Origin of the sequence: Anaerovorax sp. IOR16, from assembly GCF_017168145.1 — a bacterium.
In the GTDB taxonomy this organism is placed as follows: domain Bacteria; phylum Bacillota; class Clostridia; order Peptostreptococcales; family Anaerovoracaceae; genus IOR16.
Genome location: NZ_JADQTL010000009.1, coordinates 159,312 through 184,257, shown reverse-complemented (window position 1 = coordinate 184,257; position 24,946 = coordinate 159,312). Strand labels below are relative to the sequence as shown.

General features: G+C 37.0%; 20 protein-coding genes and 1 tRNA gene. 4 read left to right on the top strand and 17 right to left on the bottom strand.

Annotation, left to right across the window (positions count from 1 at the left end; genetic code table 11):
- Positions 1 to 30: 30 nt before the first annotated feature.
- The 8 genes from I2490_RS04370 to I2490_RS04335 form a co-directional block, all read right to left on the bottom strand.
- Positions 31 to 1,389, bottom strand: coding sequence for a DUF4179 domain-containing protein (locus tag I2490_RS04370; protein WP_206458560.1), 1,359 nt, complete (start codon positions 1,387 to 1,389; stop codon positions 31 to 33).
- On the bottom strand, positions 1,382 to 1,894 hold the full coding sequence (locus I2490_RS04365) for an RNA polymerase sigma factor (protein ID WP_206458559.1): 513 nt from the start codon (positions 1,892 to 1,894) through the stop codon (positions 1,382 to 1,384). The genes I2490_RS04370 and I2490_RS04365 overlap by 8 nt, the downstream gene beginning before the upstream one ends.
- Positions 1,895 to 2,258: 364 nt before the next feature.
- Positions 2,259 to 2,702 carry a GNAT family N-acetyltransferase gene (locus tag I2490_RS04360; RefSeq protein WP_206458558.1) on the bottom strand — a complete coding sequence of 148 codons (444 nt, stop codon included), beginning with the start codon at positions 2,700 to 2,702 and terminating at the stop codon, positions 2,259 to 2,261.
- 160 nt (positions 2,703 to 2,862) lie between these two features.
- Positions 2,863 to 4,542, bottom strand: coding sequence for a recombinase family protein (locus I2490_RS04355; RefSeq protein WP_206458557.1), 1,680 nt, complete (start codon positions 4,540 to 4,542; stop codon positions 2,863 to 2,865).
- A 99-nt stretch (positions 4,543 to 4,641) separates the two neighbouring features.
- Positions 4,642 to 4,839, bottom strand: a complete 198-nt coding sequence (locus tag I2490_RS04350; protein WP_206458556.1) for a hypothetical protein — start codon at positions 4,837 to 4,839, stop codon at positions 4,642 to 4,644.
- Between the two features lie 11 nt (positions 4,840 to 4,850).
- A complete protein-coding gene (locus I2490_RS04345; RefSeq protein ID WP_206458555.1) occupies positions 4,851 to 5,870 on the bottom strand; it encodes a relaxase/mobilization nuclease domain-containing protein in 1,020 nt (339 codons plus the stop codon).
- On the bottom strand, positions 5,857 to 6,186 hold the full coding sequence (locus tag I2490_RS04340; RefSeq protein ID WP_206458554.1) for a plasmid mobilization protein: 330 nt from the start codon (positions 6,184 to 6,186) through the stop codon (positions 5,857 to 5,859). The genes I2490_RS04345 and I2490_RS04340 overlap by 14 nt, the downstream gene beginning before the upstream one ends.
- 221 nt (positions 6,187 to 6,407) lie before the next feature.
- Positions 6,408 to 7,529 carry an AAA family ATPase gene (locus I2490_RS04335; protein WP_206458553.1) on the bottom strand — a complete coding sequence of 374 codons (1,122 nt, stop codon included), beginning with the start codon at positions 7,527 to 7,529 and terminating at the stop codon, positions 6,408 to 6,410.
- A 290-nt stretch (positions 7,530 to 7,819) separates the two neighbouring features.
- Between I2490_RS04335 and I2490_RS04330 the strand changes: the two genes are divergently transcribed.
- Complete coding sequence (locus I2490_RS04330) at positions 7,820 to 8,932, top strand: DUF6076 domain-containing protein (protein WP_206458552.1); 1,113 nt, start codon at positions 7,820 to 7,822, stop codon at positions 8,930 to 8,932.
- Positions 8,933 to 9,024: 92 nt separating this feature from the next.
- Here the strand turns inward: I2490_RS04330 and I2490_RS04325 are convergent, their stop codons facing one another.
- The 9 genes from I2490_RS04325 to cysK all read right to left on the bottom strand — a co-directional run bounded on the left by I2490_RS04325 (position 9,025) and on the right by cysK (position 21,826).
- Complete coding sequence (locus I2490_RS04325; RefSeq protein ID WP_206458551.1) at positions 9,025 to 10,821, bottom strand: type I restriction-modification system subunit M; 1,797 nt, start codon at positions 10,819 to 10,821, stop codon at positions 9,025 to 9,027.
- 11 nt (positions 10,822 to 10,832) lie between these two features.
- Positions 10,833 to 11,954, bottom strand: coding sequence for an AAA family ATPase (locus I2490_RS04320; protein ID WP_206458550.1), 1,122 nt, complete (start codon positions 11,952 to 11,954; stop codon positions 10,833 to 10,835).
- Between the two features lie 37 nt (positions 11,955 to 11,991).
- Positions 11,992 to 13,176 carry a restriction endonuclease subunit S gene (locus I2490_RS04315; RefSeq protein WP_206458549.1) on the bottom strand — a complete coding sequence of 395 codons (1,185 nt, stop codon included), beginning with the start codon at positions 13,174 to 13,176 and terminating at the stop codon, positions 11,992 to 11,994.
- Complete coding sequence (locus I2490_RS04310; protein WP_206458548.1) at positions 13,169 to 16,195, bottom strand: type I restriction endonuclease subunit R; 3,027 nt, start codon at positions 16,193 to 16,195, stop codon at positions 13,169 to 13,171. Before I2490_RS04310 ends, I2490_RS04315 begins: the two co-directional genes overlap by 8 nt.
- Positions 16,196 to 16,239: 44 nt before the next feature.
- On the bottom strand, positions 16,240 to 16,455 hold the full coding sequence (locus I2490_RS04305) for a helix-turn-helix domain-containing protein (protein WP_206458547.1): 216 nt from the start codon (positions 16,453 to 16,455) through the stop codon (positions 16,240 to 16,242).
- Positions 16,456 to 16,580: 125 nt separating this feature from the next.
- A tRNA-Thr gene (locus I2490_RS04300) sits at positions 16,581 to 16,655 on the bottom strand.
- A 295-nt stretch (positions 16,656 to 16,950) separates the two neighbouring features.
- Positions 16,951 to 17,235: a hypothetical protein gene (locus tag I2490_RS04295; RefSeq protein WP_206458546.1), complete on the bottom strand. Its 285-nt coding sequence runs from the start codon at positions 17,233 to 17,235 to the stop codon at positions 16,951 to 16,953.
- A gap of 122 nt (positions 17,236 to 17,357) precedes the next feature.
- Positions 17,358 to 20,801, bottom strand: a complete 3,444-nt coding sequence (locus tag I2490_RS04290) for a PD-(D/E)XK nuclease family protein (protein WP_206458545.1) — start codon at positions 20,799 to 20,801, stop codon at positions 17,358 to 17,360.
- 92 nt (positions 20,802 to 20,893) lie between these two features.
- Positions 20,894 to 21,826 carry a cysteine synthase A gene (gene cysK, locus I2490_RS04285; RefSeq protein WP_206458544.1) on the bottom strand — a complete coding sequence of 311 codons (933 nt, stop codon included), beginning with the start codon at positions 21,824 to 21,826 and terminating at the stop codon, positions 20,894 to 20,896.
- 246 nt (positions 21,827 to 22,072) lie between these two features.
- On the opposite strand from cysK, the gene I2490_RS04280 reads away from it, so the two are divergent.
- From I2490_RS04280 to I2490_RS04270, 3 genes are all read left to right on the top strand, one after another.
- On the top strand, positions 22,073 to 22,519 hold the full coding sequence (locus tag I2490_RS04280; RefSeq protein ID WP_206458543.1) for an RrF2 family transcriptional regulator: 447 nt from the start codon (positions 22,073 to 22,075) through the stop codon (positions 22,517 to 22,519).
- A 31-nt stretch (positions 22,520 to 22,550) separates the two neighbouring features.
- On the top strand, positions 22,551 to 23,342 hold the full coding sequence (locus I2490_RS04275) for a MerR family transcriptional regulator (RefSeq protein WP_206458542.1): 792 nt from the start codon (positions 22,551 to 22,553) through the stop codon (positions 23,340 to 23,342).
- A gap of 157 nt (positions 23,343 to 23,499) precedes the next feature.
- Positions 23,500 to 24,873, top strand: a complete 1,374-nt coding sequence (locus tag I2490_RS04270) for an MATE family efflux transporter (protein ID WP_206458541.1) — start codon at positions 23,500 to 23,502, stop codon at positions 24,871 to 24,873.
- Positions 24,874 to 24,946: the final 73 nt, after the last annotated feature.

Sequence of the window (24,946 nt, the reverse complement as noted above, 5' to 3'; positions counted from 1 at the left end):
CACCCCTTGCGGGATGCTATATTTTTTTGTTTATTTATTATAAATTTTTGTACCATCAATCGATATGCTTGCAATATCATTCAACACAATCGGAGAATCAACAAACATCATATCCACGTCAAATTTATTTGAATTACCGTAATAAGAATCATTGGAACCAAACTGCGAAAAATAAACTACCGTTCCATCCTTCAAAACAATGGAAAAATCACATTGTTCATACTCCCCGTTGTAACCTTTGATATACGCACCAATCGTACTTACTTCCACATAATCTGCAATTCCATCTGTTTGATTGATATTCATCTTTTCCGTATCAGACAATCGAAAATCCACATTCCACTCACCTTCGATAAAACTGCCGTCTTCCACAAAGTTTCCCCATAATTGATAACTTGACAATTCTTCTAAACTGTTTATATCGAACACATATTCAATGTGATGCGCAAATTTATCCTTGCTGCAATTTTCACTATCTTCTTCTGTTTTAAAGTAATAATTATCAAAAAGAATCGCATTTTCGTCATCAAAGGAAGTCTTATTTTTATCTAAAAGTACAAGCTGTCCATGGTTGTCAAAGCTGGCTTCCCATTTTGTCTGTATATGCAATTTCCCATCCACAAAACCAATATTACTAATCGTAACAAAATCAATATCGTCTCCGAAAGAAACATTCATCACATCAGGCTCCAGAACAAATAAACCGTTTTCAGGTTGTTCACTTCCCCCAGTATAAAAATACTCTGATACCGGAAAACTCTTTACTTTATGGTCAATCAAGCTTTCCATATCGACTCCCGTATGGTACCAGTCATGTGTTATTTTATCACTCTGAATTTTACCGATTTTAAAATTTGCCAATCGATTCGACATTCCTTCTCCGCCTAGACCACGCATGATAAAAAATGCCGTATTGGTTTTCTCATCAAACGAAAGCATCTCTACGTTAAATGCACATGGTCCATCAATATTACACGTATCGCAAAGATCTAAATCCTCATCGACCCGATTCATCCCTGTAATATCCTGTACCGTAAAATAAACCACTGCATTATGATTATCATTTCCGGCATACAATACATCAATTTTGATTCCTTGATCCTCTGCACTTTCATTGACTGGATAAAGCAGTTCTGCCAATTTCGGACTGATTGAATATATCCAATCATTAAACATAGGAACTGCCGATGCAAATGCGGTTACAGAAGCCGCAAAAACCAAGCAAATAACGCTTACTGTCAATACTAATTTTTTTACTGAAAAATGTAAATACTGCTTCTCATTATTTGATCCATTATTAATCGTTTTATTTATAATGGTTTCATTTAATTTACTGTTTGTTTTAATATCGGAAAGCCGATTATCAATATAAGTTTTTAATTCATTCATCAAAATACCACCCTTTCAAAGATTTTTTCAGCTGCTCCCTAGCTCTGCTTAACCGAACAGTCACCGCAGACTCTGTAATATTCAAAGCGGCCACAATCTCTTTTACTTTCAATTCTTGGTAATAAAACAATAAAATTACCTCTCTGTATTTCGGCTTTAATTTCGATATTTCATTCAATACGGTATCATCTTTTATATTATCTTCATAATAAGGTTCTTGTTTTAATTCACGGTGAAACAGCAGGTTTTTATACCATGAGCTTCTCAGACGTGATTTGCAGACATTGATTGCGATGCTTGTAATCCATGTTTTTTCAGAGGATTCTCCTTTAAAGGTATCCCAGTTTTTATAGACTTTAATATAGGTATCTTGCACTGCATCCTCCGCTAATTGTAAATCATGTAAATAAAGATAACACATACGTAAAAGGTTATCGCCATATTGATTGATAAGCCGTTCCATATCAGGTATATCATCTTTATTCGGTACCGAACATTGCTCCATCTTCTACCTCCTTTTATATAATTAGACGCAAGATACTTATAAAACCCTACATTTTTTCTTCGCTTTTGTATTTTATTGCATAGCCTGACCCGCAACAAAAGAATGCACCTAGATTATATCATCTGATATAATAATGATTGCTACAAAAAAACATGGCAGTATTTTAAAAATGCTGCCATGTTTTTATTTGAAATTATTATTTGTTGGCTATTTCTTTCGCCATATCCATTATTTGTTGTTTATCCAACATTCCTTCATACTCTGAAAGGATATAAAAGACTCCGCTGTCTTCCCACATTAAGCTGTGCGTATCCACGATCTTCACTTCATCGATTGGTTTATTTAAAAACATATATAAAATAACTTATGATAATTTCATATACAAAATAGGATATGGCATGCCATTCTCGTCTACTTCAGTTCTTTTATAAACTTCAAATCCCATATGTTCATAAAATCCTTTTGCTTGTGGGTTTTGTTCGTTAACTCCCAGCTCATTAATAGAATATTCCTTCATGCCATACTCAACTAATTTTCTGCCTAAACCGTGCCCACGTTCTTTAGGATCAATAAACAACATTTCAAGTTTTTGTTCATCGATTCCCATAAATGCAACCGGAACACCACTCTGATTTTCTACAACAATCAAATGAGAAATCTCCGCTAAAGCCTGCGAAACATATTTTTCAATATTTTCAATCTCCAAATCAGACAAAAACAAATGTGTTTCTTTCACCGAAGCTTTCCACACTTTTACAAGTTGTTTTATCAGCATGGAATTTCGGTCTTTTACATTAATAATTTTCATTTTGATTCTCTTTCTTGTTATATAAATAATCTCACCTGCATCATAACATAAAAAATCAGGTTATATAAGACACAAACTGCATCTTTTATAACCTGATAATCGTGGAGCTCCTGGCCGGATTTGAACCGGCGACCGTTGGTTGTATTTAAGGGTGGCTATTTTACGCTGTTCTTTTGGTCTCAGCATCGGCTGGTTTTTCTAACTTAACCGCCTGCTTCATCTCGCTCAGCGAAATATAACCGATAAATTTATAGTAAATATCCACTCTCTGGCTCTTGCTGCCGTCTGTGTTCTCTGTTTTTTCATGCACTACAATACGGTCAATTAACTCGTTGAGTATTTTTGCATTGAGTTCTTTTATATCTGTATAGCACTCTATCAGCTTAACAAAGTTTTCAGCATTTGTAAATATTTCATCGGCTTTTTCAATTTCAGAGAGAAGATATTTGCTTTTCTCTTTTAACTCTGCTTGCTCATTTTCGTAGCCGTTAGACATGGTGATATACCGCTCATCGCTGATTTTACCCAGTGCGTTATCCTCATAAAGCTTGTTTAAAATCTTTTCAAGCTCACCCAAACGCTTTTCTGTAGCAGTAAGTTCACGGCGATATTTGGAAACCTCTTTCTTTTGTTTCTCAGTTTTCATTGCAATCAAAGTGTCCATATATTTTTGTGAGGCTTTCTTTGCAATTTGAGCGTTACGCTGAATATCTTCAAGTACAAGCTGATTGAGAGTTTTCCAACCGATGGCATGGGAGGAACAACGCTGTTTACCGTAGTTTTTATACACCCAGCAGGAGAAACCTGTGTACTTGCCTTTGCGTTTATCGTAGGAAACATTCAGAGAAGAACCGCAATCTGAGCATTTTACTAAGCCTGCAAAATATTGAATTTCTTCTTTTGCAATAGTTTCTCTCCGCTTGGACTGCATCAACTTTTGAACTGTATCCCATGTTTTTTGAGTAACGATTGGCTCGTGCATATTCTCAACCAAAATCCAATCTTCTTCTCCTGTCTTTACTCGAGTTTTATCATAGAAGCCCTTAGTTTTGGTTCTGCCGAATACAATATGCCCTAAGTATACGGGGTTTGAAATGATTGAACGGATTGAGGTTGCGTGCCAATCGAATGGCTGCCGCCAGTAGTCACTCTTATAAAAATCGGGATTGTTTCGGTTGAAGTATGCTTGTGGATTTAAGATGTTTCGCTCACGTAGTATCTTCGTCATGCGAACATAGCCGATACCCTCGCTGAACATTTTAAAAATGTTCTTAACAATTTCGGCAGCTTCGGGGTCTACAACAAGATGGTGACGGTCGTTCGGATCTTTTAGATAACCAAATGGAGCATGATTGCCAAGGTACTTGCCCTCCATAGCTCTGGTGCGATGTGCCACCTTGGTTTTTCTCGAACAGTCCCTTGCATACATGGAATTGATAACATTGGTGATTGGCATTAGAATGTTATCCACGCCATTGATCGTATCGATGTTTTCACCAATTGCAATAAATCTTACCGACTTTTCTTCAAAATAATGCTCAATGTACAGTCCCATTTGAGCGTATTCTCTGCCGAATCTGGAAAGGTCTTTCACGATTACCATGTTGACCTTTCCACTGTCAATTGCCTTTATCATGCGCTTAAATTCTGGGCGCTCAAAATTAGTTCCGCTAAATCCATCGTCACTGAAACAGTCGTAAATCTCATATCCGTTAGCCTTTGCATAACTTGTGAGTAAAGCTTTTTGTGTTTGTATGCTACCGCTTTCTCCAACTTGACCATCATCTTGGCTTAGTCTGCAGTAAAGTGCTGCTGTATATTTGTCTTGCTTCGTTAGCATAATTTACTCCTTTCTGACGACAGGGTTGCTTTTCAATGTGATGTGCAACCCTGTCATTTTAACGAAGCGGTTTATGACAGTACCAGTATATCCTAATCACTATGCAATAGCTATACCATTATCCACTGAAAAACCGTTCGTAATTTCGTCGGTGTCTGTTGTTTCAAAGGAGTTTTCTATCAGCTTACCAATGTGGTCAAAGACCAAATCTTCACCCTCAAAAAAGCTAAAGGTCACATAGTTTACTCCTCTAATTTCCGTTGCATTTACACGCATTGAGTCTTTATTTAATATCATATGTTTCCTCCTCACATCTGCATTTCAAAATCTTGCTCTTGCTCGCTTTGCAGTTTATGACCTGCCGCAAGCTTTTTAAGATTTTCACGTTGTTTTTGTTTTCTGTCCGTCCAAACCTTTGGGGTAAGTGGTGGCTTAACATCGCCCATACTTTCAAGGTTTTTGCCCAGTGAAATGACATCTTCGGTAAGTCCATAGTGTGCTTGCATTTCACCCAACCAACCCTCGGGTGGCTCATAGGTCAGTGGTTTAAATCCTGTTTCTTGTCTGAAAATAAACAGCTTTTCTAAATTTCCTTTGAGGTAAGTGTCATCGTGTAGCTTGTTATCTCGGCATTTGTAACCCTCTGGTGTGGTGTAGGTAATGTATTTTCTTGTATCGCTCCAGTTGACTTCATAACCCTCATATTCCATATTGTGAATGAAGCTTTCCCTGTCGGTGGAGTATAAAAGTGCATCTTCAATGGTTGCAATGAGTTGCAACTTCCAACTTTGACCTCTCTGTGCTGCACGACATTCTTTTTGGTTTAAGGCTTGACCTCGTTTCAATTTTTGGTATTTTTCCAAAACACTAAGACCATGAGCCATACAAATCTCATCGTTTACCATTCGCTGTTCCATTAAAATATCGTGGTTTTGGTGTAGCTTTTTGCCTGTTTTGAAGCTGACAGAGTTCACGACGATGTGATTGTGTGGGTGCTTGGTGTTGCAGTGAGTGGCAACCATAACCTCAAAATCGGGGAACAACTTTTCTGCAAGCTCCAAACCTATTTGATGAACCTCCAAGGGTGTGACATTATCTTCTTCTGAAAATGACTGCACAAACTGGTAAAACTGTCTGCCATCATCTTTTTTGTACTGCTGTTTGGTTAGGCACATTTCTGCAAAGCCGCTATAATAATTGCAGTTAATTCCTGTACGAAGAGGTATATCGTTGTAATAAACCTTGTTGCTGTCGGAAATATAATTGAGAACACCTGCCATTGCACCCTTGGTTTGTTTCTTGTTTTTGACTGCACTAAACACTGCCACTATCGTCCACCGCCTTTGTAAGTTCATTGATTTTCCAATAGATTGCGGTTAGACTTTCCTCGGTTTCATCAAGTTTAACTGTGTTAATCACACCTTGATGGCTGAGCATTGTCAGCTGATTGAGGTTGTTTCCAATCTTTTTAAGCTGACTTACTATATCGGGAAGTCCATCAATTATAATAATTTCCTTATCTAAGGCTGATTTTGTGATGTAGTCTGTAACCGACATTTTTGCTTTATTGGCTTTTCGTTTTATGGTATTTAGGTCTTTTTCAGATATTCTAAATGCGTAATTCTTGTCTTTTGTTTGTTTCATTCAATTCCTCCGTTTCACATTGATATGTCGTTTCTTCGTTCTAAAGGGGTGCGGGTCTCCCGCCGAGCAGTGACCGCCGTATAGGCGGACGCTATGCTCGCCCTACCCTAAAGGGTAGGATTTCGTAGCCGAAAGCCCCTCTGCTAATCTAAAATAGGTATAAATCGGAAATTTGTCCGCAACGGTGGCTCAATTTACGGTTCTGTATCGTTTCCGTGTTACTATCCAACCGTATCCGTCAAAGGCTCACACGTTGGCGAACAGGGGGCAACGGTGGCAGAATTACTTTCTGCTGACAGTGCTGACGGTAAAGACGGCAAATTTAGGGGGAGGTTTTCAACCGTCATACCGTCATTTTCACTTTTACCGTCATAAACAAGTGTAAATTCTCGCCTTTCAAAGGTTCTGTTTTCAGAATAACTAAAGCTATTTTCAATTAAGAAATCCATGTGCTTGATGATTTTCTTTTTTAAAATTGGCGGTGAACATTCAGTTCCGCTATACTCTTTAAGTCTTTCTGCAAGTTCCGTTGCTGTACCTGTAAAACTTTTAACCGATTTAATAAAATCAGAAAGCAGAAATATCTCATCTGGAATTACTAATTTTTCAATTTCAATTGGTTCACGAAGTTCCCAAAGAAAAGTATTTTTGTTAAATTCCAAAAACAATTCTCGTTGTTCAATATCTCGTCCTGTACAGATGAGCACTGCTCGGTTCTCAATTCTTTTTTCTTTTTGTAACACGAAGTTGGTATCAGCACCACCCGCAATTCCACTGGTGCCCGAAATCATATTGAGTGGATCGCTGTCACCTGTTTTTCTAAGGTGATGAACCAAAACAATTGCAATTTTATATTTGTCTGCAACTTGTTTTAGTGTGTTGATATCATCGTAGTCGGCGGCATAGGGATTTACATTTGTGGTAGAATTGCTACGAACTTTTTGCAAGGTATCAATTACAATTAAGCCTGTTTCTGAGTGTTCCTTGATAAAGTTTTCAATCTGAATTTCTAAACCGTTGCCGATAGTGTCGCTCATAATTGCAAAGTGAAGATTTGGCGGTGCATCATCCGTAATTTCAAACAGCCTATTTTGAATTCTTGCAAAGCTATCTTCTAAGCAGAGGTAGAGGACATCACTTTTCAGAGTTTCAAACTCCCAAACCTTTTCGCCTTTTGCAACCTGTAAGCAAATCCACAGCGACAGCCAGCTCTTACCGATTTTAGGTGAGCCTGCGAGAATATGCAGTCCTTGTGGAATTAGTCCACCTACAATAAATTTTAGTTGTACAAGTGGTGTTGTCATTAAAGTTTCGGCATCCATGGTTTCAAGTTTATTAGACATATAAAATCCTCCTGTGATAATAAATTCTGTTGTTGTCGTTCTACCTAAAGCAGTTCCTGACCGAGGTTCTCTCCGTCGTTTCCGTTGCTCGCTCTTTCGAGTTCTTGGCAACCGTATCACCTTTAGACGATCATTCAATTTTCAAGATACAAAGTTACTGATTGATATTTGCAAATATATCTGATACAATAATGGTAACACATTAAAAAAACTTTTCAATAGCTTTTGGGGGTGTATCGCAAGGTCAGGTACATTTCAAAAATTTATCTGATACAAGGGAAGAGGAAGCTATGATTGAGGGAACAAAAAGAACAAACGAAAAAGTGAATACATTGCAGGAATTCACCTTGATGTTTTGGAAAAACCAAATATTAATTAACGACAACAAAATTCCTTTGGGGCAGTGCACAACTGATATTTTAAATTTAAGTGATGATTATTTAGTTGAAATGAATAACTGTCGCAATGCTCTTGTAGGTGCAATGCAGACCTTATTTGATTCGCGCATAAAAAAAGACCTTGCCACCGTTACTGAAATACAGAACAATTTAAACAAGGTTTTAGACTTAGTGATTGATTTACCGCCATTTTGCTATTTAATTGATAAAGAGTTTGGGCACTCCATGCTTGTTGATATTTTTAACTCTCAACCACAAGGCTTCACCTTGATGACTGATAGAACCACTCATCAAGGTGAAGTACTGTATCACTTTATTTTCAAGCTGATTTCTATTATTGATGAAACTATTGCTTTCAAAAAATATATATGTGTAATGCTTGATTTGTATTTTGAGAAACTAAATAAACGCAATGAGGAACATTACTCTGTTGGAGTTTACAGTTTTTTCACCGATACAAAACTTTTAAATGAAATCCGTATGACTATGCCACCCATGCCAACTTTTGATTTTGCACAGACAAGAGAAGTTGGCATCGAATATGCTCCCATGCGTAATCCCGAGAATGAGAAAGAATATTTAATTGCAGAGCGTATTGTATTTAAAAGCATGGGTGCATTTTTGCACTTTGATTTATTTCGAGCACTAATGAATGGACATTGTCCACGCAGATGCCATAACTGTGGAACATACTTTTTATTACTATCGGGGCATAACACTTGTTATTGTTCAAACCTTGCACCGAATCAAAAGAAAGTCGGCGAAACTAAAACTTGCCGAGATATTGGTGCTCACATTAAAGAAACACAGAAAAAAGAAAAACGTACCCCCGCTCAGCAGGAGTACGACAAGGTTTATAACCGATTAAAAACACGAAAAAATCGTGGCAAAATTTCTGTTGATGAGTGGAACAAACAAGTGGCGCTTGCTGTTTCTTATATGGAGCAAAATCAAAGCGGTGAACTTTCGGATTTTGAGTATAAGGAGATTATGAGGAAGTTTTAAGCGTTAGAAAAACAGTAGATATACCTCATTTTAGGGTAGACCTACTGTTTTTAATTCGATACAGTTTTAATATATACTATTCAAAAATTTGTTTAATGCAATTCTGCTAATCCAAGCTCTTTTAAAAATTTATTATGCTTATCTTTTGCTTTAGTTATTTCAGATTCGATTTTATCAAGTTCCTTTTTCACTTCTGAAATATCAATGATTTCTTCTTCTGGTACCGTGCTTACATATCTTGATATGTTCAAATTGTATCCATTCTTTTCTATCTCTTCCAAAGAAACACGGCGAGAATACTTTTTGTCATCCTCTTTACGGAATTGATAAGTTTCAACAATTCTATTTATATGCTCAGGCAAAAGAACATTTTGGCGTTTGCCTTTTTGGTAATACTCACTTGCGTTTATGAATAGCACATCATCTGGCTTTTTGCATTTCTTAAGCACAAGAATACAAACGGGTATACCTGTGGAGAAAAACAGATTGGCAGGTAAACCGATGACTGTATCAATATTACCATCTTTGAGTAGCTTAGTTCTGATCTTTTCTTCTGCTCCACCACGGAACAAGACACCATGTGGCAAGATTATTGCCATTGTACCCTCATCGCTTAAGAAATGGAATCCGTGTAATAGGAAAGCAAAATCTGCTGCTGACTTTGGCGCAAGCCCATAGCTTTTAAAGCGGAAATCTTCTGCAAGAGTATCATTAGGTTCCCAACGATAACTAAACGGTGGGTTTGCTACCACGGCATCACACTTTAGTTTCTTCGCCGGATTCATCTCGCTAAGTATTGGCCAATCATTTAGTAGTGAATCACCATGGAAAATTTGGAATTCTGAATCTTTGAAGCCATGTAGCAGCATATTCATACGAGCAAGGTTATAAGTTGTAACATTTTTTTCTTGCCCATATATCTGACCAATACTATTCGGCTCAAGCTGCTTTTTTACATTTATAAGCAATGATCCTGATCCACAGGCAAAATCTAAAAGGTTGTTAATATATTTTTTCTTTCCATTTTGAGGCTCTTGACTATCAAGTATTACAATCCGGGAAAGGATGGTGGAAATTTGTTGTGGCGTATAAAATTCCCCAGCCTTTTTTCCCGAACCTGCAGCAAACTGGCCAATTAAATATTCGTAAGCATTACCCAAAAGGTCAATTTCATTGGTGAACTCAGCAAGGCCCTCAGCAATTTCGGTTATGATTGAGCACAGCATTTCGTTACGCGCTTCATAGTTTTTACCAAGCTTTTCAGAGTCGAGATTTACTTCTGAAAACAAACCACGAAAAGTACTATCAAAGGATTCGTTTTCGATAAATTTGAAACCTCTCTGCAAGGTTTTTAAAAGCTGATTGCTTTGTATTCTTGCTAATTCATATATATTGCTCCATAAATAATGAGGCTTTATAACAAAGTGAACCTTTCTACGCATTTGCTTTTCGAAGACACTTACTTGATCTAAATTTCTAATATACCAGATACCAAGGGGAGTTAACTTGCCACTTTCAAGTAAGCTTTCATATTCGTCAATTAATGTCTGTCTTGCTTTTTGAATAACTTTTTTATCAGTTTCATCTTCTTTTACAGGTAGCTTATTAACAGGCAATGCTTCAAAATAATCGATTATCTTTTTCTTTAATTGACTAATAACTTTATTATGTGTTTCATTGGCAACAGTGTTTGCTATCTCTTTTTCACAGTCAGTATAATCACTTCCAAGTTCTTTTTTTGCGGCTGTTTCATAATTATCAGAAAGATAACGCAAGAAAAGAAACGACAACATATAATCTCGGAAGTCGTCCGCATTCATCGCTCCACGTAGTTTATCGGCAATCCCCCAAAGGGTTTTGCCTAATTCTTTTTGTTGTATATCATTCATAGGTGGCACCTCTATTCCTCTGTAAATAAGTCATCGTTAAATTTATAAGTTTCCATAAACCCGGTTAATACCTTTTTGAAAATTTCCTTATTGTCATCAACCATTTCAACAGGATTAAACATTGAATGATTTCCATGGCTTAGTAGGTTTGTCATTCGTGCATAGATTACACCGTCTAAATCATCTTCTTCTCGCTTTATGCAAGCTGAGAAATTATCAAATCCGTGAAATGCAGCTGTTTTCTCAAGGATATTTCTCAAAATATTGAAATGATAGGTATATATTTTCCCGCTGTCCGCTGCCTTTTTCAATTCTTTTAATAATGCAACATGGTGGAAAAACGGAGTATCGCCTGTATTCTTAACTATATATTTGCCTGTTTCCTTGTTAAAACTTAAAAAACGACTTGCCGTACTCTCTTTTTTTAACTCATTATACAGTACATTAAAAAACAATGCATGATGAGTAGAAATAACGGTTTTAATCTGACAATCCTTAAGTAATTCTGCAAGCTGACACGCTACCGCTACAACATTATTGTCATCAAGAGATGAAATTGGATCATCTATGTAAATATATTTGACCCAGTCATAGGACAGAGCTTCGAGTTTTACCAGTTGCACAATGGCGAGAAAGAAGCACCAAATGAACATATTTTCTTCACCACGAGAGATTTTGATTCCGGTAACGGTTTCTGTTCCTTCTCTATTTTGGACTTCTCGTGAAAAGATAACATAGCCATCTTCGTAATTGATGGTAAAGTCAAAATCAGCATGAACTCTCAAAAACTCTCGTATACGAGTTTCCATTTCAAGATCTCTTAAACCATCGAAAAAGCGAGAACTTGTATTAAAAAGTAGTCGTCTATCCGTATCTGATTCTAAGTCATTGTGCCAAGTAAAAAGATCCTCTGTAAAGGCATTATAGTATAAAGTATCTCGTGTTCTTTCTTCGCTGCCACGGATTCTTCTTTTGCCTAAATCTTTGAATTCTCCGGAAAGTCTTGTTTTCCCGGTTCCATTGTAAGCAAAAAGAAGAAAGTAATTTTTTGTGTCGGGTGTGTCTGCTGTGCCAAGTGTATCACGTATATTTCGTGCTAACCCCTTTAGGTTCGTGTACCTTCTTGTGCTCATTGGCACACCTCCTCAATAGAGGGAAATAACCCTTGCATCAAGCTTTTTTGTGTTCCTTTAAGGCTTCTATTTTCTCAGTTTGTGAGGTAATAAGTTCGTCCACAGATGTAAGACAGTCGGCAATTTTTTGTTGCTCTGCTATAAGTTTTGGAACATAAGTCCCAATTTTTTCGAGGGCTTGGACCGAAAGGCCCGGCTGAGCTTGTCCAGTCGCATACTGATTTAAATTCATTTTAATTAGCAAAAAATACAACCACTTTGCACATACATTGTGCTTTTCCGTAGCGACAACTGCATGTTCAGTTGCATGAAAATCTCCGGTTGAATGGGTAACATTTCCACAAAGTGCCCCTTGTCTTCCGATAAGTGAATATTCACCCGAATGCGTGAATGAATACGTATATCCGCGCAGACCGTTTCCGCCATAGCAGGGATACATATTACATTTTTGCTTTTCAAAAATTTGTGTTGCCTGCACAAACTTACCCGCTTGCATATCACAAATCATGGAAAGGCTTCTACTTTCCCACTTCCCACAATCTTTAAACTCTGGAAATCTCCACTCTGGAACAGTTTTGCCTTCGGAAGGGAAGAGTTTTTGCATTAAACCTTTTTTGTGGTCTTTCAGTGCTGACAACTTCTTATCTTCTGCAGCAATAAGGTCATCGAGGGAAGATAGACAGTCAGCGATTTTTTGTTGTTCTTCTAATTTCGGTAGAGCAACGGGCATATTCCACAAGTGTTTTGTATCAACACTTAATGATCCATGAGAGCGAGCGCCAACTTCAATGTATTTTCTCAACCATGTTCCATGATAGTTATTGTGAAAAAGCTGGTCAAAAAATCTCGGATCACACTCTTTGTCAACAATCCGAAAGCAAGTGAAAATGCTATTTGGCAAAGCTGCTTCTTCGTATTCTGTAAGCATTGAGATATAGCCTTCCGGAAATAGTTTTGTTGCACTTTTGTTATAAGCAAAATCGTTTTTCTTAATCACATAGTAATTTTTGTAGGCGCTTCCGGCAATTTCTCTTCCAAATTTCTCTACTTGAGACACAAGACCCACACCAGAGGTAACACTCATGAGTGTATATTTGTTTGAGCCAGCTCGTTCTTCTACAGGAACAATTAGTCTACCAAATTTACAAATATCCCATTCTGGCTTATCTTTAAATTGACAAAGCCTTAATTTGGGAATAACTGTTTTATTTTTTTTATTCATACGCTTTTAACCCCACGATCTCTTGCCCACCGGCTAATTTTTTGAGCAGTGGAATCAAGTCATCCATAAGTTCTAATTCTTTCTTGGTTCTATCACGCCATCCAAGGTCAAGTGGCTCTAACAAATCACTTAGCTTTTCACCGTCAAAAATCTTTCTTTCCATAATCGCATCAACAAACGCTTGTAAGGATTGTGCTTCAAGTCCGTGTTTATTGGAGAGTGCTACAAGCTCATTTGCTGATTTTTCAGCTTTGAACTTTTTATAACCGTCCATTACTTCCTGTTCGGTCAGTCCCTTATTACACTCGAAAGTTTTAATATATTTGTCAAGTTCTTCGATGTATTCCTCAATATCCTTGCGTTCTTCCATTAAATTGGAGGTTGAAGCGATCAGGTCTACCAATTCTTTTTTCGTCATCTTTTCTTTCTTCGGGACATCTGGTTGGGTATATTTTGAAAGAAGTGACATTATATAGTCATAGTCAATAATGGCAGAGGAAAACAGAACAAACTCAAAATCGAGCTGTTCTACCTCGGGTATTTTATTCTCAATATCCTTGCCTTGCTGATCCTTTAATCTCTCGGCTGTTTCAAGATAGGCTCCTCGGAACGCCCGCATGGTGTTTTCGGGCAACAGCTCGGCAATTTCGGCTGCTTGCTCCTCTTTTATTTCGGTATATTGGTCAAGCTGCGTTTTTAGGCGTTGCACTTCTTTGAACTTATCAATAAATTCTGCACGAGCAGTATCTCCCTTAAGATTGCTCACTTCCTCTGGCTTACACTCAAGGCCTTGTGATTTCATAAACTTTTCAAGTGCTGCAACGGCTTTATCCAGCTTTTCAATCACAACGGGTGCGGGATCTACAAGCCAAATTTCTTTTACTTTTTCAGCGTTTTCCTTGCCCGAAAAGAGTTTGATTGCGTCATTGACTTCTTTTTCTTGCCCTCTGAAGTCAATAATATTTCCATAAGGTTTTGTAGGATTCAGCACACGGTTTGTTCTTGAAAAGGCTTGAATTAGACCGTGCTGCTTCAGGTTTTTATCTACATATAAGGTGTTCAAATATTTGGAGTCAAAACCAGTTAACAGCATGTCAACCACGATAACAATGTCTATCTTGTTTTCATGCGGATAATCCGTGTTGTTGTATTGTTGGTCTTTAATACGCTTTTGCACATCTTGATAATACAAGTCAAAATCGTTTATGCTATGATTTGTGCCAAATTTATCACTGTAGTCTTTAATAATTGTTTTAAGAGCCGCTTTTTTCTTATCCGGCTCCTGCTGGTTATCAGCCTTTTCCTGTGTAAGGTCTTCTTGGAGCTGCTTTACATCCTTATTGCCTTCTGCAGGTGGAGAGAATACACAAGCAATGTTAATAGGAGTAAAGTCTTCATTGGCTTTTTCAAGTTCTTCTTGTAGTTCTTTGAATAGTTCAAAATATTCGATAGCGTCATTAATAGATGCCGTAGCAAAGATAGCATTGTATCGTCTGTTGTAGGTTGCTGCATCGTGTTTTGAGAGGATTGCTTCAGCAATCTTCCTTTTGCTTATTGCGGAGTCTGCTTTTGCAGCTTTTTGTGAGTCATCAGGCTTAAAATAGTCAATATGGAAACGCAATACATTACCATCGTCAATTGCATTGGTGATAGTGTAGGCATGAAGCTCTTGTTGGAAAACATCTGTTGTTGTTCTGTAGGAGCCTATAGTACCATCTATCTGTTTATAGGTTGAATTTTCTTCAAAAATCGGTGTTCCTGTAAATCCAAAAAGCTGTGCCTTTGGGAAAAAACTTTTTATTGCATCATGATTTTCTCCAAATTGAGAGCGATGGCACTCATCAAAAATAATAGCAATACGCTTGTTTTGGAGCTTTGCCAATCTTTCTTTAAAAGTGGGCTGACCCTTTCTTTTCTTCTCTTGGTTTCGTTTACTGTCTTCATCCAGAGCCAGCCCTAATTTTTGAATGGTAGTAACAATAACTTTATCTTTATAGTCATCTGATGTAAGCCGTCTAACCAATTTTTCCGTATTGGTATTTTCCTCAACACAGCCTTCTTGAAAGTTGTTGAATTCCAATCGAGTTTGTCGATCCAGATCTTTTCTATCTACAACAAATAGACACTTTTCAATTTCAGGATTATCCTTCAATAGTGTTGATGTCTTAAATGATGTGAGTGTTTTTCCACTTCCAGTGGTATGCCAAATATAGCCGTTTCCTCTGTTTTCGTCAATACAATCAATGATTGCTTTGACAGCATAAATCTGATAAGGACGCATTATCATCAACTTTTGTTCGCTTACCACAAGCACCATATATCTACTGATTAGTTCACCAAGAGTGCATTTAGGTAGAAAGTTTGTGGTGAAATCATAAAGGTTTGTAATTTTTTTGTTGTCTTTGTCTGTGAACTCATAGATAGGTAAAAATCTTTCATCTGCATTAAAGCAAAAATGTTCGGTATGATTGTTTGCAAAATAATAGGTGTTGGTTTCGTTGCTCACAATAAAGAGCTGCATAAAGCACAGTAATGAATTTGTGTAACCATTTCCAGGATCATTTTTGTAATTAACGATTTGCTCCATAGCTTTTTTGGGTGTAATTTGCAGGGTTTTTAGCTCAATTTGAACAACAGGAACACCATTGATGAGGATAATTACATCATAGCGGTGATTGCTATTATCCGTATTGATCCGCAACTGATTGACTACTTCGAATTCATTTTTGCACCAGTCTTTAATATTTACAAGTGTGTATTGTAAAGGCGTATCATCATCACGCTTGAAGGTATTCATCTCTCGTAATGTTTTAGCAGCAGCAAATACATCTGCAGTTACAATACTATCCCGCAGACGTATAAATTCGGAATTACTTAGTTTAACTCGATTTAATCTTTCAAAGTGTTCTCTAAAATTGGCTTCGAGAGAAACCTTGTCTCTAATATCTTCACGATATTTGTATTTTAAATCTTGTAGCTTTTGAATAAAGCTCAATTCGATTTCCCTTTCAGATTTCATAAAAAGATCTCCTTTACTTATAGAATGGTGGTTATCTTTAATAACTATTTCGCTTTTTCAATTAGCGAAATCAAGTCAGAATCTACATTATTATTTCTGCAAAGCTCAATTAAAGCGTGTCGAGCAATCTGATTCGGCTTTGTATGTCCATTTTCCCATCTGTTTACCGAGGTAAAACCAACATGAAGTTCTCGAGCAAGAGCTTCTTGCGAAAGATTAAGTTCTAATCGAATTACCTTTATTATCTCTTTTAACTCCATTCGATATTGCCTCCAATTTAATATAATAACTCAAAATAAATTATATCACATGCTATAGCATATTGCAATCTAAGCATAATTGAAAGCACCCTAAAAGTCGAAACTTTTAGGGTGCTTTATGATATTGGAGCTGATGATCCGAGTCGAACGGACAACCTGCGGTTTACGATACCGCTGCTCTGCCATTGAGCCACATCAGCATATATAAGAGGGTGGGTGTTGCCACCCTCTGTTTTTATTTGTCATAAACCGCTTTTAGTTTATAGTTTGTGTATTTTGAAATAGCCTTCCTTATCTACAGTCACAGACCTACGCATTACGAATGCGTTGCTCTACCAGCTGAGCCACAGAAGCATCTATCAATGACGAGACAATATCGCCATTGATTATATTACCATATTCTTTTATTTTGTGCAATACATATCCTTTTCTTTTATATAGTGCAGTAGATATCAGTATCTAACCTATTATTAAAATAAACTTCACCACAACATTTTATTGTATTGAAGCGGATACAACGTTTCCTAATACAGACATTTCAACTGACTCAATTGTAACACCATATTCTGCACTTAGATTCTTTTTAATATCAACCGTATAACCTAATCCAAAATATTGTCCTGATCCGCCATCTTTTTTTATTTCTCCTGCAATTACAAAAATAGGGGCTTTTAAAGAACTACATCGAATATAGTCCGTAACAAACATGGATATCCAAGCAATAATCAGAACCATAATTACTATTATAAATATTTTAAATGATTTACTTTGAGTTCTCATCGTTCTAATACCTCCTTCGCAAAACATTGATTGCCATAAGAATATCATTTTTAAGGGTGTGTATCAATGAAATGGATACACACCCTTACTTATTTTAATCATTATAGATTATGCACTTTTCACTATTTACTATACTGACAGCCTTTGAATGCCAAATCAAAATGACAGATACCTTTAAATTTGCAAAATTCACAAGCGGTTGTTGTTTTCGTTTTTTTAGGTCGAATGTCTAATTTGCCGCAAACCAAATCATTACATAAGCCTTCAATGGTATGATGCACTTGCTCACGAAATGATTCAAATTCCGCTTCATCCAAAAGTTTTCCTTCAGAAGTACCTGAAAACGTACCATCCTTCTTTTTTCGAACCGGAATGACATCGGATATTCCAGTAAAATCTCCTGCCATACTTTCGATTACATTTGGATTATCCAAAAGCACACCATCCAATTTAAAGGTACGAGCTAGTTTTTCCCTTAAGCTATCTATATATTCTTCCGGAGCAATTCCACTAGCATCCACCATAGGCTCTGCAATTTCAAAATAGAAAACACCCGCTGGCTTTGTATCTGTCTTTGAAAATCCTCCCATTGCCGCTTCCAAGTATAGCATCAATTGTAACCGCCATCCACCTTTGGCTTCCTCTAGATTAAATCGCTCCTTACCGGATTTATAGTCAATGACTTTAATAAAGGAATTCTCTTTTCCGGAGAGAACATCCACACGGTCAATTTTCCCTTCAATCCGAACCTTTTGACCCTGTACATCCACTACGACCGGAGGAAACGGCTTTTCTTTTGCCTGTCCAAATTCTGCTTCAAAATATACTTGCTTGATATGACCGCACTGAACATGAGAGACCAAAGCCCATGCAGCATCAATGCATACTTGACTCATACGATCCATACGATAGCTTTCCTCTTCCCCCTGAGAAAAAACACCTTCACGATATTCCAATGCAATTTCCTTCATCAATGATGAAATACGATCGGCACAAGTTTCTTTTGTAAGCTTCATCCAAGGCGATCTCTCATCCGTAATGTCCATTCCTTCTACCGTTAATTCCTGAGAAAATCGCATCAAGCATTCATGATAAGCATCTCCTACTTCACGACCTGCGATTTCAAAAATACGTCGTTCTGCTGGTCGAAGTCCATATTGAATGAAATGAGAGAAAGGACAGCGTCCAAAGCGTTCCAGCCTGGATGGACTTAAAAGAAAATCCTTCCATCCATCTTTTTTATAAAGTGTTTCTACCAAATCACGCTGCAATTTTTCTACTCGATTTTCATATAAAATCCCTGCCTGCAATCCGGAAATGATTCCCGGTAATTTGGTTTCCGTCTTCTCATTCGCTTTTTGTAAAAACCAATTATATACTATCTTCCATTGTTCACGAAGAGTCTTTCCATCAGAAGCATCACGTAAAGCTTCCGTCAAATAATTTGCTGTGCTTGGTACCCGTTGAATTCTCAGCATAACATCATCACGGTTCTGAATATCCTTTTCGACAGTGACCTTAGGAAAAAGAGCATGCAGCTTTTCAAAAATCATAGATGGCTTCATTTCTTTTCCTTCTAAATCAGAAACTGTATGGCTCATCCAAATATAATCAGTCGGCTTTGATAACGTTTTATAAATCGCAAGCTTTTCTTCCTGTATTCGTAATATATCATCCTTACAGATCTCAATTCCTTTTTGCATTAAGACTGCTTTTTCATCATCATTCAGTAAGGCTTTTTCATTTTGTGCAGAAGGCAGTACACCTTCATTGGCTCCTAAAATCAAAAGTGCCTTGATTTTACCTGTACGAGTACGCTGCATCGTTCCTACCAAAACCTGATCTGCGGTTGGTGGCAAAAGTCCGATCTCTACCGCTTCAAAGCCTGCATGCAGAAGTTTAGCGTAATCTTCCACACTCAATTCTTCACTTCCCAAAAGCTCCACAAGCTGATCAAGCATAGCCAGTACAACCTCCCAGACCTGTGCTACCTCTTCGGCGTATTCATATTCCATTCGATCAATCAGTTCTTGCTGTAATTCTTCCAATTTAAAAGGTAGATTAAGAGTATCACTTAAAAAATGATATAGTACCGTTGTTTGCTCTTTCACATTTTGAGATTCCTGAAACGCGGTTTTAAATCGATCAATTGTATGATGAAAAGTGCTCCGCATGTGATTAAGATTAGCAAGCTGCTCATCGCCCCATTCCTTCTTCCCATATCGAAACTCGCTTTTCCATCGATTTCCTCTTATTTTATATTGAATGGCATAGTTTTCAAGTGAATCAATCTCTTCATTAAAAAAGTCGTCATCAAAAAACAATCCGGTTTTAATGCATTCAAAAACATCTTCGAAAGCATAATTCCCTTCAATAAGAGAAAGGAGTGCCAATACTAACTTTATGGCAGGATTATGTAAAATAGTTCGCTTATGATCCAAGAAGAAAGGAATTTCATATTGCTCAAAAACTCGTCGGATAACCGAACCACGTTCTTCCATATCGTTACAAATGACCGCTATCTCACGATACCGTAATCCATAATCACGAACGAGTGAAGTAATCTCTGTTGCAGCTGTTTCCGCTTCCGCATAAAAATTTGCACAAGTACAAAAGGAAATGGCCTTCAATTTTTCCGCATAGAGTCTCTGCGGATAGGAAAAAAGCTCTCTTTCTAAATGAATAAGCTCTTCCATTTTCCCTTTTCCAAAGAACTGCTTACCTTGTTTTTTTTCAATCATATAATGATTCGGAATTTCAATCAGCTCGATAGGGAATTGATTTTTCAGCGCCAATGCTTCCAAGCGACGAATCATATCTTTCGACAAATCAAAGAGATCTTGATCTCTGACCTTTTCTCTACAATCCGTTAAAACAATCGTCACATTCAAAGACTGTAACATCAATGATTCTATAATTTTTAATGATTTTGGTGTAAATGAATCAAATCCATAAATCCAAATTTCTGATTTTTTAATCCATTGAGATTCCGGGATTTTTTCGGCAAATAATGCCATGCTGTCTTCCGTATCGGCATAATTTCCTTCTAAAGCAGCTTCATAACGAGCATATATTTTTTGAACATCACAAAGCTTCCGATATAACAATGAATCCGCTTCCATTTCAGTAAGATATTCCGTCAATTCCTTTGCCGTTAGATTATATTGCTTCATTTCAGTAATTAGGTCATTGACCATTTCAATAAAAGCATGGGATTTTTTCATACCCTGAAACGCATCAAAAGAATCCTCTTGCTCTCCTATAATTTTTGAAAGCAACATATGACGCCCGTATTTATCAATATGAAGCCGTTTCCCTCCACCGGTTTCTTGTACAACTCTGCTGCCGAGACGAGACTGCGATAATACTTCCAAATCCATCAATCCCTCTACACCAAGACAGGCGAAAGCATTGCGCTCCGCCTGTAGTGTAAATTGGTCGGGTACGACCAATAAAATATGATTTTGATTTTCACAATTTGCAATTTCTTTTAATCGTTTTTCAATTTCCCCGAATAAAAATTTATCTTTATCGAGATTTTCTCTGCCGTAATAAATTCGCAGCATAGAGTCCCCTCTTTCTCTTTCGTTTTGTAATCATTTTCGTTTCTTATTCTGTTTCTTTTATCTTACTTTTTTTGAAAGAGATTTACAATGCCTTATTCCGAAAACAATGGTGTCGATAAATAACGTTCTCCTGTATCCGGTAGCAATACTACAATTAATTTTCCTTTGTTTTCCGGACGCTTAGCAAGCTCTGTTGCGGCAAAAACAGCTGCTCCGGCGGAAATTCCGACCAAAAGTCCTTCGGAATGTGCGACTTCTCTTCCTGCTTTAAATGCATCCTCATCTTCAACTGCGATGACTTCATCATATACGGAAGTGTCTAATGTATCCGGTACAAATCCGGCGCCAATTCCTTGAATTTTGTGAGGTCCTCCATTGCCCTGTGACAGTACCGGAGAACTTGCCGGTTCTACAGCCACTACTTTTACCTCTGAATTTTTCTCCTTTAAATAAGCACCGGTTCCGGAAATTGTACCACCAGTACCAACACCTGCTACAAAAATGTCCACCTTTCCATCCGTATCGTCCCAAATTTCAGGTCCGGTGCTCACTTTGTGAATCGCTGGATTTGCTGGATTTGTAAACTGACTTGGAAGGAAAGAATTCGGTGTATTTTTCGCTAATTCCTCTGCTTTTTCAATTGCACCTTTCATACCCTTTGCACCTTCTGTCAATACTATTTCAGCTCCATATGCTTTCAATAGGTTTCTTCGTTCTATACTCATGGTTTCCGGCATTGTTAAAACAACTTTATATCCTCTGGCCGCCGCTACTGATGCAAGACCGATCCCTGTATTTCCACTGGTTGGTTCAATGATTACGGAACCTTTTTTTAATAACCCTTTTGCTTCTGCATCATCAATCATAGCCTTTCCGACACGATCTTTCACACTGCCTGCTGGGTTAAAATATTCCAATTTTGCAACTAAAGTTGCTTCTAACTCATTCTTTTTCTCATAATTAGACAATTCCATAAGGGGTGTTTTCCCAATTAAATCTGTCAAACTCTTTGCAATCTTACTCATTTTTAATCCTCCATTCTTTGTATTCTAAAAACATATTCTTAATAACATACATTTCATACTAGTTTAATATGTTTTGAATTATATCTTTCTCCTATTCTCTTGTCAATAGGTTTTTTTATTCTTTTTTATTTATCATTCAAATATTTTATTACATATATGTTTACTATGTATTGACATCTTTTTTTACTTTTCGTACAATAAAGGTAAGACCTCATTCTTAGTTAAAAGAATGTCTAGGAGGAAACCATGCGAATTTCAGCAAAAGGCCGTTACGCGTTAGCAGCGCTCACTTACATGGCACAAATTCATGCGAACGACAAAACTGTTACACTTATTAAAATATCGGAAGCACTTGGAGTTTCCAAGTTATATCTGGAACAGGCCTTCTCTCTGCTGAGACAAGCAGAACTCGTTACTTCTATCAAAGGACCGCAGGGCGGTTATCTATTAAGTCGAGATCCAAAAGAAATAACTGTATTCCAAGTACTTTCCGCTATCGAAAGTACCTTATTTCAACCTGCGGAGCAAACAGTTCAGGAAAAAGCTCCTTTTTTGGATAAAGCAATGGAAGCACGAGTTTTTTCGAAATTAGATGAAGCAGTATTTGAAACATTATCAAAAATTTCTTTAGCCGATCTTGTTGAAGAAGTAGCCATCCGAAACCAAGAAGCTGCCTATATGTTTTTCATATAATGAAAAAACGATTGCCAAATAGGGGGTTGTTATGAGGCTAAATATTGGTAAAGTTTCAAAATTATTTGGAATATCACCGGAAACATTACGTTACTATGAAAGTGAAGGCTTTTTGTTTCCGAAAAAAAATCCTATAAATGGATATCGAGAATATACCTTTGAAGATATTTTCTTGTTGACTGATCTTCTGTTTTATCGAGACATCGGTATCCCAATAAAGGACATCCGTGAAATTTTTAATGGCATGGGAGTCAACGAAATCACTGACATGATTGGTGAAAAAAAATTACAAATAAAAGAAAAGATCCGTCGCTATCAAGATTCTTTAATTAAGCTGGAAAATTGGGAACACCTTCATACGGAATCCTTGCAATTTTATGGGAAATTTGACATTCGCTCTATGCCTGCAGCTCTTTGTAAAAAAGACTCCTATGGTAATTATTCAGACAGTCTTTTTTCCTTCCAAGAAGGACTGCGTCCCAATCAGAACTTAGATTTTTTTCTAACCTTTTCTTTTTACTGTAATCTTAATAAAAACAAACCGCTTATGGTAGAGCGTTACATTGTGTTAGATAAAAGCATCTCACAAAATTTAGACTTTGATTTTACTGGTAAAGATATCATCGAAGAAAAGGCCGACCGCTGTCTGTTTACCGTGGTAAAATATCAGGACAATGTCAATGAAATGCTCGCTCCAATCTTAAACTATGCCAATCATCATCACTTATTACTGACTGGTGATATTTATGCAAGGCAAAGCATCACCGACTATGAGCGAAATCATTGTACTGAGTATTATCGTGTATATGCGGTTTTAAAATAATATATGGAAATCCTACCTTTATAAAATCTTCCTACATTCCTAACGGATATGAGGAAGATTTTTTTTATTTTTCTTGACTCTATAGTTACTACAAGGTTTATTCTTATACTATAAGAATTTTATCTTATATCATTTTTCACTCGAACGGAGGTCCATCATGGAATCAACTACATTTACAACGCGACAAACTTATCCGCAATTTTTACGGTTTTTATTGCCTTCAATTATAAGTATGATTACTCTATCTTTTTATACAACAGTGGATGGTTTTTTCGTTTCCCGTTTTGTCGGAGCAAACGCTCTAGCAGCAATCAATATTATTATTCCGCTTACCTGCGTATTCTATGGCATTGCACTCATGCTTGCTTCCGGTGCAGGCGCTTTTATCGCGATTAAGCTTGGAGAACAAAAGAAAAAAGAAGCCGATGGATTATTTAGCTTTATCGTCTTAGCCTTATTCTTAATTGGTCTTATCCTAACCTTAGTATGCTTAGCCTTTTTCTATCCGATTTTAAAACTTTTAGGCTCTACCGATGTACTAATGCCTTATACTACGGTCTATGGATTTGTAACAATCCTTATGACCATTCCAATGATGTTTAAACTTTTTTTTGAGCATTTTGCACGTATTGACGGTAATCCTTCCCTTGCTTTTTTCATGTCTACCCTAGGGTTGGTTTTAAATATTATTTTTGATTATATGTTTATTGTTCCAATGCAGCTTGGTATCTTAGGTGCTGCTTTAGGAACCTTTTTATCCATATTGCTCTCAGGCTTGATTGGTGTGATTTACTTTCTCACCAAGCGTTCCAATCTTCACTATACAAAACCGCTTATTCATATAATGTTTCTCGTACAATGTTGTATCAATGGAAGCTCTCAGATGTTAATTGAGCTTTCCACAGGTGTGATTACGTTTCTTTTTAATATCAGTATTTTAAAATATCAAGGAGAGACGGGGATTGCTGCTGTTTCAATCATTATGTTTATTTATTATTTCCTCGTTGCAATCTATATTGGCGTTTCCGTGGGCGCATCACCAATTATCAGCTACAGCTACGGAGCAGGAAATGCTTGGCGTACCCGATTGGTACTGAAACACTCTTACATTAGCTTGGCTTGGATGTCTGTTCTAATCTTTTTACTCTCCCTTACCGGAAGAGTACTTATGATTAAAATCTTCACTGAAGATACTGCTGTTATTCAAGTAGCAGATTATGGAATGTTTCTATTTTCTTGGTGCTTTCTATTTACCGGAATCAATATTTTTATAGCTACACTTTTCACTGCAATTGGGAACGGTCGCATCGCCGGAATTCTTTCTGCATTTCGCTGTCTGATTTTTGCATCCATAGCAATTGTCACTCTCCCCAAATTTATTGGAGAAGCCGGAATCTGGCTGGCCGTACCTGTCGCTGAGTTTTTAACACTCTTTCTTTCTTTTTATTATTACAAACGATACCATCATACAATGTTTCCCAATCAAGGTGAAGAATCCATCAAAGATGATTTAAAAACCTTTTCCTATTAAAGATTTTATTCCATTGAAAAAAAGAAAAATTTTATGTCAATTCTGTAAAAAAGGGATTGACATTTGTTTTATT

Coding starts and splice junctions, on each gene's coding strand:
- I2490_RS04370 (WP_206458560.1), bottom strand. CDS start 1,389: ATGAATGAATTAAAAACTTATATTGATAATCGGCTTTCCGATATTAAA.
- I2490_RS04365 (WP_206458559.1), bottom strand. CDS start 1,894: ATGGAGCAATGTTCGGTACCGAATAAAGATGATATACCTGATATGGAA.
- I2490_RS04360 (WP_206458558.1), bottom strand. CDS start 2,702: ATGAAAATTATTAATGTAAAAGACCGAAATTCCATGCTGATAAAACAA.
- I2490_RS04355 (WP_206458557.1), bottom strand. CDS start 4,542: ATGCTAACGAAGCAAGACAAATATACAGCAGCACTTTACTGCAGACTA.
- I2490_RS04350 (WP_206458556.1), bottom strand. CDS start 4,839: ATGATATTAAATAAAGACTCAATGCGTGTAAATGCAACGGAAATTAGA.
- I2490_RS04340 (WP_206458554.1), bottom strand. CDS start 6,186: ATGAAACAAACAAAAGACAAGAATTACGCATTTAGAATATCTGAAAAA.
- I2490_RS04335 (WP_206458553.1), bottom strand. CDS start 7,529: ATGTCTAATAAACTTGAAACCATGGATGCCGAAACTTTAATGACAACA.
- I2490_RS04330 (WP_206458552.1), top strand. CDS start 7,820: ATGATTGAGGGAACAAAAAGAACAAACGAAAAAGTGAATACATTGCAG.
- I2490_RS04325 (WP_206458551.1), bottom strand. CDS start 10,821: ATGAATGATATACAACAAAAAGAATTAGGCAAAACCCTTTGGGGGATT.
- I2490_RS04320 (WP_206458550.1), bottom strand. CDS start 11,954: ATGAGCACAAGAAGGTACACGAACCTAAAGGGGTTAGCACGAAATATA.
- I2490_RS04315 (WP_206458549.1), bottom strand. CDS start 13,176: ATGAATAAAAAAAATAAAACAGTTATTCCCAAATTAAGGCTTTGTCAA.
- I2490_RS04310 (WP_206458548.1), bottom strand. CDS start 16,195: ATGAAATCTGAAAGGGAAATCGAATTGAGCTTTATTCAAAAGCTACAA.
- I2490_RS04305 (WP_206458547.1), bottom strand. CDS start 16,455: ATGGAGTTAAAAGAGATAATAAAGGTAATTCGATTAGAACTTAATCTT.
- I2490_RS04295 (WP_206458546.1), bottom strand. CDS start 17,235: ATGAGAACTCAAAGTAAATCATTTAAAATATTTATAATAGTAATTATG.
- I2490_RS04290 (WP_206458545.1), bottom strand. CDS start 20,801: ATGCTGCGAATTTATTACGGCAGAGAAAATCTCGATAAAGATAAATTT.
- cysK (WP_206458544.1), bottom strand. CDS start 21,826: ATGAGTAAGATTGCAAAGAGTTTGACAGATTTAATTGGGAAAACACCC.
- I2490_RS04280 (WP_206458543.1), top strand. CDS start 22,073: ATGCGAATTTCAGCAAAAGGCCGTTACGCGTTAGCAGCGCTCACTTAC.
- I2490_RS04275 (WP_206458542.1), top strand. CDS start 22,551: ATGAGGCTAAATATTGGTAAAGTTTCAAAATTATTTGGAATATCACCG.
- I2490_RS04270 (WP_206458541.1), top strand. CDS start 23,500: ATGGAATCAACTACATTTACAACGCGACAAACTTATCCGCAATTTTTA.